We start from the raw sequence: 12,341 nt of genomic DNA, 5'->3' as shown, positions 1-12,341 counted from the left end.
CGAGCGGGTGCTCAGCCGCCTTGGGGCGGCCCGGCGCCGGCTGAGGCCGCATCCTGACCATGTTTGTCGGCGCCCACAGGGCGCCGTTTCTGCTTCAAGAAAGACCCCATGAGCTTCCAACGTTCCCAAGGCCGCGCGCCCGATTCGCTGCGTCCGCTTCGCATCACCCGCGGCTTCACCAAACATGCCGAGGGTTCGGTGCTGATCGAGTTCGGCGAGACGCGGGTGCTGTGCACCGCGTCGGTCGAAGAGCGTGTGCCGCCGCACAAGAAGGGCAGCGGTGAGGGCTGGCTGACGGCCGAATACGGCATGCTGCCGCGCTCGACCCACACCCGCAGCGACCGCGAAGCCGCCCGCGGCAAACAAAGCGGCCGCACGCAGGAGATCCAGCGCCTGATCGGCCGCTCGCTGCGCGCGGTGTTCGACCTCAAGCTGCTGGGTGAGCGCACGATCACGCTCGACTGCGACGTGCTGCAGGCCGACGGCGGCACCCGCACGGCCGCGATCACCGGCGCCTTCGTCGCCGCACAGGACGCGGTTTCGGTGCTGCTGGCCAGCGGCAAGATCGCCGTTTCGCCGGTGCGCGACGCCGTGGCCGCGATCTCGGTGGGCCTGATCGACGGCACCGCGCTGCTGGACCTCGAATACATCGAAGACTCGGCCTGCGACACCGACATGAACGTGGTGATGACCGCCAGCGGCGGCTTCGTCGAGATCCAGGGCACGGCCGAAGGCGCGACCTTCAGCCGCGCCGAGATGGACGCGTTGCTGGCATTGGCCAGCAAGGGCATCCAGGAGCTGGCCGAGGCACAGCGCGCCGCGCTGGCCCAGCCGCTGAGCAAGGGTTGAGCCGGTGAAGCTGGTGCTCGCCTCGAACAACGCGAAGAAACTGGCCGAGCTGGGCCTGCTCTTCGCGCCACTGGGCATCGAGCTCGTCACGCAGGGCTCGCTCGGCGTGAGCGAGGCAGATGAGCCGCACCACACCTTCGTCGAGAACGGCCTGGCCAAAGCGCGCCACGCGGCTGCGGTGACCGGGCTGCCGGCGATCGCCGACGACTCGGGCCTTTGCGTCGATGCGTTGGGCGGCGAGCCGGGCGTGCAGTCGGCGGTGTACGCGCCGTTCACCCCCGAGCCGGGCACGGACCGCGAAGCGCAGCGCCGTGCGCAAGACGCCGCCAACAACCGCCTGCTGCTGGACCGCCTGGCAGGCGCCACCGATCGCCGCGCCAGCTTCGTCTGCTCGTTGATCGCGCTGCGCAGCCCGCAAGATCCCGAACCGCTGATCGCCTTCGGCCGCTGGGGCGGCGAGATCCTGGCAACGCCGCAAGGCGAGGGCGGTTTTGGCTACGACCCGTTGATGTTTATTCCGACGCTCGGCCGGACCGTGGCCTCGCTGCCCACCGAACTGAAGAACGCCCACAGCCACCGCGCGATCGCCGCGGTGCAGATGATCGCGTTGATGCGAAGTGCATGGCGCCTGTGATGGACTCGACCGCAGCCGATCGCTTCCTCCGCCCGGGCACGCTGCAGCTCGGCGCACCGCCGCCGCTGTCGGTCTACGTGCACCTGCCGTGGTGCATGAAGAAGTGCCCGTACTGCGATTTCAATTCGCATGAGATCGGCGCGTCGAGGAACAACCGCGACCTGCCCGAAACCCAGTATCTGGACGCGCTGCGCGCCGACCTCGAAGCCAGCCTGCCGCTGGTCTGGGGCCGCACGGTGCAGACGGTGTTCATCGGCGGCGGCACGCCCAGCCTGTTCTCGCCGGCCGGCATCGAGCGCCTGCTGTCGGACCTGCGCCTGCTGCTGCCGCTCGCACCCGGCTGCGAGATCACGCTCGAGGCCAACCCGGGCACCTTCGAGCGCGAGCGTTTTCGTGCCTTTCACGCCGCTGGGGTCACGCGCCTGTCGATCGGCGTGCAGAGCTTCGACGACGCCAAGCTCAAGGCGCTGGGCCGGGTGCACGACCGCGCGCAGGCCATTGCCGCGATCGAAGAGGCGGCGTCGACCTTCGACACCTTCAACCTCGACCTGATGTACGCGCTGCCAGGCCAGACGCTGGTGGAGATGGAGACCGACGTGCGCACCGCGCTCGGCTTCAACCCGCCGCACCTGAGCCTGTACCACCTGACGCTGGAGCCGAACACCGCGTTCGCAGTGAAGCCGCCGGTGCTGCCCGACGACGACACCAGCGCGATGATGATGGACCGGCTGGTCGAGTTGACCGGCGAGGCCGGCCTGCAGCGCTACGAGGTCTCGGCCTATGCGCGCCCCGGCCACCGCTGCGCCCACAACCTGAACTACTGGCAGTTCGGCGACTACCTCGGCCTGGGCGCTGGCGCCCATGGCAAGCTGAGCTTCCCGCACCGGGTGCTGCGCACGGTGAAGTGGCGCGAGCCGGCGCGCTACATGGCCGAGGCGCTGGCCGGCAAGGCCGCGTCGAACGAAGACGAGGTCGCGCGCAAGTCGCTGCCCTTCGAGTTCATGCTCAACACGCTGCGCCTGCGCGAGGGCTTCGAAGAGGCCCTGTTCACCGACCGCACTGGCCTGCCGCCCTCGGCCATCACCGAAGGGCTGAAGATGGCGCAGGCGCAAGGCCTGCTCGAGACCGTGAGCGGGCCGACGGGCCGGGTGATCCGGCCCACCGCGCGCGGTTTCGATTTCCTGAGCGACCTGCAGGCGATCTTCCTGTAGCCCTCAGGCCTCGGCCGTCTCGGCCGGGGCTCGCGCTCCCCGCGCCAGCTCGTGGCGCAACTGCTGTGCCGCCTGCACCATCTCGCGCAGCGCCGCCATCGTCTCGGGCCAGCTGCGGGTCTTCAACCCGCAGTCGGGGTTGACCCACAGCCGGTCGGCCGGCACCACTTCGGCGGCCTTGCGCAACAGGCGCACCATCTCGGCCGCGGCCGGCACGCGCGGCGAGTGGATGTCGTACACGCCAGGGCCGATCTCGTTGGGGTAGCGGAAGGTGCCAAAGCCTTGCAGCAGCGCCATGTCCGAGCGGCTGGTCTCGATCGTGATCACGTCGGCGTCGAGCGCGGCGATCTCGGGCAGGATGTCGTTGAACTCGGCGTAGCACATGTGGGTGTGCACCTGCGTGTCGTCGCGCACGCCGCTGGCCGCGACGCGGAAGGCGCGGGTCGCCCACGCGAGGTAGTCGGGCCACTGGGCGCGGCGCAGCGGCAGGCCTTCGCGCAGGGCCGGTTCGTCGATCTGGATGACGGCGATGCCGGCGGCTTCGAGGTCCAGCACCTCGTCGCGCACCGCGAGGGCGAGCTGCAAGGCCGTGTCGGCGCGTGGCTGGTCGTCGCGCACGAACGACCATTGCAGCATCGTGACCGGGCCGGTCAGCATGCCCTTCATCGGCCGCTGGGTCAGGCTTTGCGCGTGGCGGGCCCATTCGACGGTCATCGGCGCCGGGCGCGACACGTCGCCGAACAGCAGCGGAGGCTTCACGCAGCGCGAGCCATACGACTGAACCCAGCCGTTGGCGCTGAACGCATAACCCTGCAGCTGCTCGGCAAAGTACTCGACCATGTCGTTGCGCTCGGCCTCGCCATGCACCAGCACGTCGAGCCCCAACGCCTCTTGCGCCGCCACGGCCTGCGCGATCTCGTGCTGCATCGCTTCGCGGTAGGCCTGGGCCGGCAGCTCGCCGCGCTTGTGCGCAGCGCGCGCGGCGCGGATGGCCGGTGTCTGCGGGAACGAGCCGATCGTCGTTGTCGGCAGCGGTGGTAGCTTCAGCCGCTTGCGCTGCAGGCGCTGGCGCCGGGCGAAGGCGCTGATGCGGCGGTCGATGCCGGCCGGCATCTGCCGCAAACGCTGCGCAACCGCCGGGTTCGTGACCCGCGGGCTGTGGCGCTGCTCGTCGGTCGCGGTGCGGGCCGCGCTCAGCTCGCCGGCCACGGCGTCGTCACCCTTCAGCAGCGCGCGCTTGAGCAGTTGCAGCTCGGCCAGCTTCTCGGCAGCGCCGGCCACCCAGCGGCGCAGTTCGGCGTCGAGCGACGCATCGTTCGCCAGGCTCAGTGGCACGTGCAGCAGCGAGCACGAAGGGGCCAGCCACAGCCGGCCGCCACGGCGCTCCAGGGCCGGGCGCAGGTGGGCCAGCGCGGTGTCTAGATCGGCGCGCCAGATGTTGCGGCCGTCGACGATGCCGATCGACAGTTCGCGGTCCAGCGGCAGCGCGTCCAGCACCGCGGGCAGCTCGTCCAGCGCGCGCACCGCGTCCACATGCAAGCCGGCCACCGGCAGCCGGCAGGCCAGCGGCAGGTTGGTTTGCAGCGGCGAGAAGTAGGTCGCCAGCAGCACCGACACATCGACCTTGGCCAGGCGCTGGTAGGTGCGCTCGAAAGCCTGCGTCCACGCAGCCGGCAGATCGAGGCCGAGGATCGGTTCGTCCAGCTGCACCCACTGCACGCCGGCCGCGGCCAGGCGGGTCAGCAGGTCGACGTAAAGCGGCAGCAGCTGGTCGAGCAGGCCGAGACGATCGATGCCTTCGGCCTTGGCCTTGCCCAGCCACAAGAAGGTCAGCGGGCCCAGCAAGATCGGCTTGACCGGCAGCCCCAGCGCCTGCGCCTCGGCCAGCTCAGCCAGCAGGCGCTGCGGCGCCAGCGCGAAGGCGGTATCGGCCGTGAACTCGGGCACCAGGTAGTGGTAGTTGGTGTCGAACCATTTGGTCATCTCCAGCGCCGGCGTGCCGCTGGCCGCCGGGGCACCGCAGCCGCAGCCGTCACCGTGCGTGTGCGTGAGCGTGTGCGCCACGCCGCGGGCCATCGTGAAATGGCGCGCCAACGCGGGCTCGGCGGCGCTGAAGCCGAAACGCGCTGGCTCGCAGCCGAACAGCTGGATGTGGTTGGCGACCTGGTCGTAGAAGGCGAAATCGCCGACCGTCAGGAAGCTCAGGCCTGCGTCGCGCTGCTGCTCCCAGTGGCGGCGGCGCAGGGTGCGGCCGGTCGCGTCCAGTTCGTCGGCGCTGATCTCACCGCGCCAGTGCCGCTCGAGCGCGAATTTCAATTCGCGCTGTGCGCCGATGCGTGGAAAGCCAAGAATATGAGTCTGAATCATGATCGAGCATTCTTTGAATGAATCGCTTGGCATGATCGGCAGGGCACCACTATGATTCAAGCGAAAGTTTTCTTGAACGAACTTGAATTGGACTCATGAACCAGTCGCTGCTGGAGCTGCGCCACTTGAAGACGCTGCTGGCGTTGCGTGAGGCCGGCAATCTGTCGCGCGCGGCGCAGTTGCTGAACCTGACGCAGTCGGCGCTGTCGCATCAGATGAAGGGGCTGGAAGAGGCCTATGGCACGGCGCTGTTCGAGCGCAAGTCCAGCCCGGTGGCGTTCACCGCGGCGGGGCAACGCCTGCTGCGCCTGGCCGATGCGGTGTTGCCGCAGGTCAGCGAGGCCGAGCGCGATGTGGCGCGGCTCGTGGGTGGGGCTGCCGGCACGCTGCGCATCGCGGTGGAGTGCCACACCTGCTTCGATTGGTTGATGCCGGCGATGGACGCGCTGCGCGCCCGCTGGCCCGAGGTCGAACTGGACATCGTGTCGGGCTTTCATGCCGACCCGGTGGGCTTGCTGCACCAGGACCGCGCCGAGCTGGCGATCGTCTCCGAGCTGTCAGACGACGAGGCCGGCGTGGTCTACAGCCCGCTGTTCAGCTTCGAGATCGTCGCGCTGCTGCCGCAAGGCCACGCATTGCTGGCCAAACCCTGGCTCTACGCGCAAGACTTCGCCGACCACACGCTGATCACCTACCCGGTGCCCGACGACATGCTGGACCTGGTGCGGCACGTGCTGCGCCCGGCCGGCGTGACGCCGCCGCGCCGCACGAGCGAGCTGACGGTGGCGATGCTGCAACTGGTGGCGAGTGGGCGCGGGCTCGCGGCGCTGCCGGTGTGGGCGGTGAAGAACTATCTCGATCGCGGCTACGTGGCCCACCAGCGCATCGGCCGCGAAGGGCTGACCGGGCGGCTGTATGCCGCCACCCCGGAACGCCTGGCCGACCGGCCCTACCTGGCCGAGTTCGTGCGCATCATGCGAGAGGCCTCGCTGCTGAACCTGCCGGGTGTGACGCTGCTTTGAAGCGCGCCGCTGACGCGGCGCGCTGATTCAGACGCGGTGCAGCAATGCGCCGTGCATCGAGCGCAGTTTTTCCATCAGGTGCGTCGCGATGTCTTGCAGCGGCAGCACCTCGTTGGCGGCGCCGTGCTGGATCGCCTCGCGCGGCATGCCGAAGACCACGCAGGTCGATTCGTTCTGCGCGTAGTTGTAGCTGCCGGCGTCACGCATCGTCTTCATGGCCTTGGCGCCGTCGGCGCCCATGCCGGTCAGCATGATGCCGAAGGCGTTCTGGCCGACCACGCGGGCAGCCGATTCGAACAGCACCTCGACCGAGGGCTTGTGGCGGTTCACCGGCTCGCCGTCGCGCACGCGGGCCACGTAGTTGGCGCCCGAGCGCTCGACGCTCAGGTGCAGGCCGCCGGGGGCGATGTAGGCGTGGCCGGGCAGGATCCGCTCGCCGTCCACGGCCTCTTTCACGCGGATCTTGCACAGCGTGTCCAGCCGCGCCGCATACGAGCGGGTGAAGCCGGGCGGCATGTGCTGGGTGATGACGACCGCGGGCGCGTCGGCCGGCAGGTTCATCAGCACTTCCTTGGTGGCCTCGGTGCCGCCGGTGGAAGCGCCGATGAAGATGATTTTTTCGGTCGACAGCCGGCCCAGGTTGGCCACCGGGGGCTTGGCGGCCGCGGGCGTGCCGGGCGTGGCCGACACCGGCGGTGGCGGGGCGCGCTTCACATGCGCCTTCGACGCGATGCGGATCTTCTCGGTGATCTCTTCGGCCAGCTGCTTCAGCCCGTCGGCCACGCCGATCTTGGGTTTGGCGACGAAGTCGATCGCGCCCAGCTCCAGCGCGCGCATCGTCACGTCGGCGCCGCGCTCGGTCAGCGTGGACACCATCAGCACCGGCATCGGCCGCAAGCGCATCAGCTTGGACAGGAAGTCGATGCCGTCCATGCGCGGCATCTCGACGTCCAGCGTGATCACGTCCGGGTTCAGGTTGCGGATCATCTCGCGCGCGGCGAACGGATCCGCCGCGGTGCCGATGCACTCCATGTCGGGCTGCCGGTTGATGATCTCGGCCAGCAGGCTGCGCACCAGCGCCGAGTCGTCCACCACCACCACACGCGTCTTGGCCATTCTTGTCTTCCTTGGCTGGGCTGGGTTGTCGGGTGGTCAGAACAGGTCGATCGAGCCGCCGCCGGTGTTGGCGGGCGCGGCCTTCTGGGCGGCCGCGCGGTCCTGGGCCACCAGCGCTTCGGCATTGGTCGGCGCCAGGCGCTTGACCATCGCCTTGCCGCTGGCCGGCAGGTAGCAGACCTTGCGCGGGTAGATGTCCAGCACGTCCTTCGAGACGACAGGGATGCGCTCGGTCGACAGGAAGTCGAGCACGAACTGCGTGTTGCGCTCACCGACGTTGATCGAGTTCATGCCGCTGATCACCGCGCCGCCGCCGAAGACCTTGGCCTCCATCGTCAGGCGCGAGGCGCCGCGCTTCATCATCTCGTTGATCAGCAGTTCCATTGCGTACGAGCCATAGCGGCCCGAGTCGCCGGCGCCGTCGGGCAGCATGAAGTGGTTCATGCCGCCGACGCGGGCCTGGCGGTCCCACAGGCAGGCGGCGATGCACGAGCCCAGCGTGGTCATGACCAGCAGGTCTTCGGTGTCGCAGTAGTACTCGCCGGGCAAGACCTTGACCGCTTCGTTCTTGAAGTGCGCGTCGTAGAAGAAGAACGACGCTTCGCCCGGCTTGCGGGCCTGGGCCTTGAGCAGGTCCAGCCGCGGTGTGCGCCCCAGGGTGTTGCTGGTGCCGGCGCTGTTGAAGGGCGGTGGCGCGACGCGGGTGGCGCCGGGCGAGGAAGCGGAAGGCAAGGTGGCCATGGGTGAAACCTGGTTCGCGTGAATATTCGAATGACGGCGGGTGCGGCGGCGCTGGCAGTGGCGCCGGGCTACACCCGCTTGTAGATCGTCTTGCCCTGCAGGTGAAACAGGTCGCGTGAGTCGGTGAAGTTCTCGGAATGGCCGACGAACAACAGGCCGCCCGGTTTCATCACGCCATGGATGCGCTCCAGCACCTTGCGCTGGGTGGCGTGGTCGAAATAGATCATCACGTTGCGGCAGAACACCATGTCGAAGGGCTCGCCCATGGCCCAGTGGGTGCTCATCAGGTTGAACGGCTTGAAGTCGATCATCTTGGTCAGCTCGGGCTTCACGCGGATGAACCCCGCGTTAGCGCCGGTGCCGCGCATGAAATGCTTCTTCAGCCGCTCGGGCGACAGGCCGCGCGAATCGGCCGGGTAGACGCCGCGCTGGCCGGTGGCCAGCACCTTGGTGTCGATGTCGGTGGCCAGCAGGCGGGCGCCGGTGCTGGCGCCCAGCACCTCGCTGAGCACCATCGTGATCGAGTAGGGCTCTTCGCCGGTCGACGCGGCGTTGCACCAGATGCGCGGGTTGCGCACGGTGGCGTTCAGGCCGCGCAACGCGTCGGCAAACGCGTGGAAGTGGTGTTCCTCGCGGAAGAACGAGGTCAGGTTCGTGGTCAGGCAGTTGATGAACTCCTGCCACTCCTGGTCGCCGGCCAGGCCGCTGGCGCCTTCGAGCCACTGCAGGTAGTCCTTGAAGCTGCGGTGCCCGGTTTCGCGCAGGCGGCGCGACAGCCGGCTGTAGACCATGGCCCGCTTGCCGTCGTGCAGGCTGATGCCGGCGCGCTGGTAGATGAGCTTGCGCACCCGCTCGAAATCGGCCGCCGCGAAGGTGAACTCCTGGTCGATGGCGTCGATATCGCCGGGGCGGCTGGGGGCGTCAAGCAATGAGCTCATCTTGTTGTACGGGCAGCGGCTACGTTGAACGATGGCCTCGCGATCCGGCGTCGGACCACGGGCAGGGCGGGGGACACCTCGGCAAGTCTGCCCACGCCAGACCAAAACAGCGGCTGGAGTTGAGCCCGGTTCCCCCAGCTATTTCGGCAGCTGCGGCCCAAACCCGCACTGCTAGACTGCGCCAAACCTCCCAGGCTTGCTTCATATTTCACGCCGCGTGAGCGCCCCCACCCCCCCTCCAGCAGCCGATCGGCCGACTCTGCGCGTCGAGCAGGCGATGCAATTGCTGCAGCAGTCGGGGCACCCGTTGCCGCCGGGCGCGCCGGGCAGCGTGGCGTGGCTGCAAGGGCTGATCGACGCGCTGTGCGACCTGTCCAGCCGCGACGCGCTGACCGGCCTGGCCAACCGCCGCAGCTTCGAGGCGGCGCTGGGCCGAGAGATCGACCGCGTCGCCCGATCCGGCGAGCCGGCCTTGCTGCTGCTGCTGGACATCGACCATTTCAAGCGCGTCAACGACACCCACGGCCACGCCGTGGGCGACCTCGTCATCCAGGCGGTGGCCGACGTGCTGCGCGAGACCGTGCGGCCGATGGACTTGCCGGCCCGCATCGGCGGCGAAGAGTTCGCCATCATCCTGCCCAACTGCGCGCCGGCCTTCGGCCAGACGGTGGCCGACCGGGTGCGGCTGCGCATCGAGGCCAAGTCCGTCAAGATCGGCCCGTCGCAAACCCTGGGCGTTACGGTCAGCGTGGGGGGCGCCTACGCGCCGCAATGGGTGCGCTCCACCGCCACCTTGTGGAAAGAGCGGGCCGACCTGCAGCTCTACCGGGCCAAGGCCGAAGGGCGCAACCGCACCTGCCTCGAGCCCACGCCCGTCTCGCTGGTCAGCCCCGAAGAAAAGGGTCTGCTCTTTGGCACGTCGAATTTCGGGGAATTTGAATGAACACCGCTGCCAGCCGGCCTGACGCGGCGGGCGCCGCCGCACCGCCAGCGTCGTCATCGCCCAAGCGTGCGCGCATCACCGCCATCACGAGCGGCAAGGGTGGCGTCGGCAAGACCTTTCTGTCGGCCAACCTGGCCGCGGCGCTGGCCCGCCAGGGCGAGCGCGTGTTGGTGCTCGACGCCGACCTGGGCCTGGCCAACCTCGACGTGGTGCTGAACCTGTTCCCCAAGATCACGCTGCACGATGTCTTCACCGGCAAGAACACGCTCGACCAGGCCATCGTGCCCGCGCCCGGCGGCTTTCATGTGCTGTTGGCCGGCTCGGGCATGGTCGAGTATTCGCGCCTGACGCCCGAGGTGCGCGACCTGCTGGTCGACGTGGTGGCCAAGGTGCGGCCGCAGTTCGACCGCATCCTGCTCGACACCGGCGCCGGCATCTCGGACGTGGTGCTCTACACCGTTTCGCTGGCCGACGAGGTGCTGGTCGTCACCACGCCCGAGCCCACCGCGCTGACCGATGCCTACGCGACGATCAAGGTGCTGGCCACCACGCAGCACCGGCGCGACATCCGCCTGCTGGTCAACCAGGTCACCCGCCCGGGCGACGGCCGCACCATCCGCGGCCAGCTGCAGCAGGTGGTCGACCGCTATGTGACACCGGGGCTCGAGTCGCCGGTCAAGCTCGAATTTCTCGGCGAGGTCGGCACCGACAAGACGGTGCGCGAGGCCGTGACCCGGCGCCAGCTGCTGCTCGAAGCCTTTCCTGGCTGCCTGGCCGCCCAAGGCGTGGTGGCCGCGGCCACCCGGCTCGTGGCCTGATGAGCGGCGCCGACAACACGCGCGACGCCGAAGACGACGCGCCCCCGGCGGGCCCGACGCCGTTCGACCGCCTCGGCGGCGAGCCCGGCGTGCAAGCGCTGGTCGACCGGTTCTACGACCTGATGGACCTGGAACCCGCCTACGCGGTGCTGCGCGGCGTGCACGGCTCCGACCTGCACAGCGCACGGCAGAAGCTCTTCTGGTTCCTCTGCGGCTGGCTCGGCGGCCCGAGCCACTACATCGAACGCTTCGGCCACCCGCGCCTGCGCGCCCGCCACCTGCCGTTCTCGATCGGCCAGATCGAGCGCGACCAGTGGCTGGCCTGCATGTACCAAGCGATGGCCGAATGCAACGTCGAGCCCGCGCTGCGCGAGCGGCTGGAGAAGTCGCTGTTCGACACGGCGGACTGGATGCGCAATAGGGCGGGTTGAAGCCAACTGCCCGGTGCCTCGCGGCTCACCAATTTGTTGGTGATTCGCTTTCTTTGTTGGGATACAAAGCGGCGGCGTCCATGGCCGGTGAAATGGGGGGCTGGGCGCGTCGTGGATCCCCGCTTCATCAGAAGAAAGCTCTATCAACATGCATTCCAAGTTACTTCGCAGCGCGCTGACGGGAGCGCTGCTCGCCGCCGGTCTATGCATCTGGGCCCAGGCTACGCCGGCGGCTCAGTCGGCCAATGTCGCTGGTGCCGGCCTGCAGGCCGTGCCACCACACATCCGCGCTCAGATCGCCGCCCGCGCGAGCGCGAGGCGGGCTTCGACTTTTCAGCAGACTGCCGGCACGCTGGACAAGCTTCCTCCCACGCTCACTGCCTTCGACGCTATGGCCCTGGTGGACGTCGGCGTGCCGGGCAGCGCGCTGAGCGTTTCATTCAAGGCAACGGACGACATGTCGGGCGTTGGCTGGGTGAATGCCTGGGCCTACGGCCCGAGCGGCCAGATGGTCGATGTCAGCTTCGCGGAGTTCGTGCCACTGACCAAGTTCGGCGGGAAAATGCATTCCCATGGCATCCCGGCCTTCCTGGAGCCCGGCGTCTACACCTTCATCGGCGCCTACATCGAAGACTTTGCAGGCAACGGCCAGAACATCGATGGAGCGACGCTGGCCACGCTCGGCAAGGTCAGCTTCACCGTCAAGAACAAGAAGGGATTCGATACCACGCCGCCCACCCTCGTCAGCGGCAAGATAGTGACGCCTCGCGTCGACCTGTCGATTCCTCATGCTGGAACTGAATACGACCCGGCTTTCGTGCAAGTGGCCGTCAGCGCGACAGATGCGGGCAACTCGGCAGTGTCGGGTGTCCAGTACGCGAGCGCCGTCTTCTGCACGATCGATAGTTCCGCCTGCATCTCCACGATGAGCAACAGCAGCGAGACGGACCCACTGGCGTCCCGTGCAAACCTGCGGCTCGGGACGCGTGTCTCGCAGGACATGAACCAGCCGGGCGACTACGTTCTTCAGTCGGTGATGGTGGTGGACTTTGCAGGCAACAGCAAGAGTTGGTACAGCACAGTCTTCGGTGGTCAAACCGACTTCAGCACATACTTTCCCTCGACGACGATCAAGCTGGTGCCCTGACGTTTCGCGGTTCGATTCAAAAGCCGGCCAAGTCTCGTCAGGCTGGCCGGCTTTTTTGCGCTCAGCGCCGGCTCTGCGCTTGACATCGGACAAACCGCAGGCGTCTCGTCCGACACCGGCCCCG

General features: G+C 68.4%; 12 protein-coding genes. 8 read left to right on the top strand and 4 right to left on the bottom strand.

The window, feature by feature from the left end; genetic code table 11:
* Nucleotides 1-108 precede the first annotated feature (108 nt).
* The 3 genes from rph to hemW are packed head-to-tail and all read left to right on the top strand — an operon-like array spanning nt 109 to nt 2,694.
* Complete coding sequence (rph, locus tag ACE3SG_RS06250; protein WP_374563241.1) at nt 109-849, top strand: ribonuclease PH; 741 nt, start codon at nt 109-111, stop codon at nt 847-849.
* A gap of 4 nt (nt 850-853) precedes the next feature.
* A complete protein-coding gene (locus tag ACE3SG_RS06245; RefSeq protein ID WP_374563239.1) occupies nt 854-1,483 on the top strand; it encodes a non-canonical purine NTP pyrophosphatase in 630 nt (209 codons plus the stop codon).
* Nucleotides 1,483-2,694, top strand: coding sequence for a radical SAM family heme chaperone HemW (gene hemW, locus ACE3SG_RS06240; RefSeq protein WP_374563237.1), 1,212 nt, complete (start codon nt 1,483-1,485; stop codon nt 2,692-2,694). The genes ACE3SG_RS06245 and hemW overlap by 1 nt, the downstream gene beginning before the upstream one ends.
* A gap of 3 nt (nt 2,695-2,697) precedes the next feature.
* Here hemW and metE read toward each other — a convergent pair whose 3' ends face one another.
* On the bottom strand, nt 2,698-5,061 hold the full coding sequence (gene metE, locus ACE3SG_RS06235) for a 5-methyltetrahydropteroyltriglutamate--homocysteine S-methyltransferase (RefSeq protein ID WP_374563235.1): 2,364 nt from the start codon (nt 5,059-5,061) through the stop codon (nt 2,698-2,700).
* Nucleotides 5,062-5,156: 95 nt separating this feature from the next.
* Between metE and ACE3SG_RS06230 the strand changes: the two genes are divergently transcribed.
* On the top strand, nt 5,157-6,083 hold the full coding sequence (locus ACE3SG_RS06230) for a LysR family transcriptional regulator (RefSeq protein WP_374563233.1): 927 nt from the start codon (nt 5,157-5,159) through the stop codon (nt 6,081-6,083).
* A 27-nt stretch (nt 6,084-6,110) separates the two neighbouring features.
* On the opposite strand, the gene ACE3SG_RS06225 is transcribed toward ACE3SG_RS06230, so the two are convergent.
* The 3 genes from ACE3SG_RS06225 to ACE3SG_RS06215 form a co-directional block, all read right to left on the bottom strand.
* Nucleotides 6,111-7,199 (bottom strand): chemotaxis response regulator protein-glutamate methylesterase, encoded by a 1,089-nt coding sequence (locus ACE3SG_RS06225; protein WP_374563231.1) that lies wholly within the window; start codon nt 7,197-7,199, stop codon nt 6,111-6,113.
* A 36-nt stretch (nt 7,200-7,235) separates the two neighbouring features.
* Entirely contained in the window at nt 7,236-7,940 is a 705-nt protein-coding gene (gene cheD / locus ACE3SG_RS06220; protein ID WP_374563229.1) for a chemoreceptor glutamine deamidase CheD, read from the bottom strand.
* Between the two features lie 68 nt (nt 7,941-8,008).
* Nucleotides 8,009-8,878 carry a CheR family methyltransferase gene (locus ACE3SG_RS06215; protein WP_374563227.1) on the bottom strand — a complete coding sequence of 290 codons (870 nt, stop codon included), beginning with the start codon at nt 8,876-8,878 and terminating at the stop codon, nt 8,009-8,011.
* 277 nt (nt 8,879-9,155) lie between these two features.
* Here ACE3SG_RS06215 and ACE3SG_RS06210 point away from each other — a divergent pair, with 277 nt between their 5' ends.
* From ACE3SG_RS06210 to ACE3SG_RS06195, 4 genes are all read left to right on the top strand, one after another.
* On the top strand, nt 9,156-9,821 hold the full coding sequence (locus tag ACE3SG_RS06210; protein WP_374563226.1) for a GGDEF domain-containing protein: 666 nt from the start codon (nt 9,156-9,158) through the stop codon (nt 9,819-9,821).
* Nucleotides 9,818-10,639, top strand: a complete 822-nt coding sequence (locus ACE3SG_RS06205) for a MinD/ParA family protein (protein WP_374563224.1) — start codon at nt 9,818-9,820, stop codon at nt 10,637-10,639. Before ACE3SG_RS06210 ends, ACE3SG_RS06205 begins: the two co-directional genes overlap by 4 nt.
* Nucleotides 10,639-11,070: a group II truncated hemoglobin gene (locus tag ACE3SG_RS06200; protein WP_374563222.1), complete on the top strand. Its 432-nt coding sequence runs from the start codon at nt 10,639-10,641 to the stop codon at nt 11,068-11,070. Before ACE3SG_RS06205 ends, ACE3SG_RS06200 begins: the two co-directional genes overlap by 1 nt.
* 148 nt (nt 11,071-11,218) lie before the next feature.
* A complete protein-coding gene (locus ACE3SG_RS06195) occupies nt 11,219-12,217 on the top strand; it encodes a hypothetical protein (RefSeq protein ID WP_374563220.1) in 999 nt (332 codons plus the stop codon).
* Nucleotides 12,218-12,341: the final 124 nt, after the last annotated feature.

Origin of the sequence: Ideonella sp. (genome assembly GCF_041914305.1) — a bacterium.
Taxonomy (GTDB): domain Bacteria; phylum Pseudomonadota; class Gammaproteobacteria; order Burkholderiales; family Burkholderiaceae_C; genus Ideonella.
Note: the sequence above shows the minus strand (reverse complement) of the source record. Positions and strands in the feature narration are given on the sequence as shown.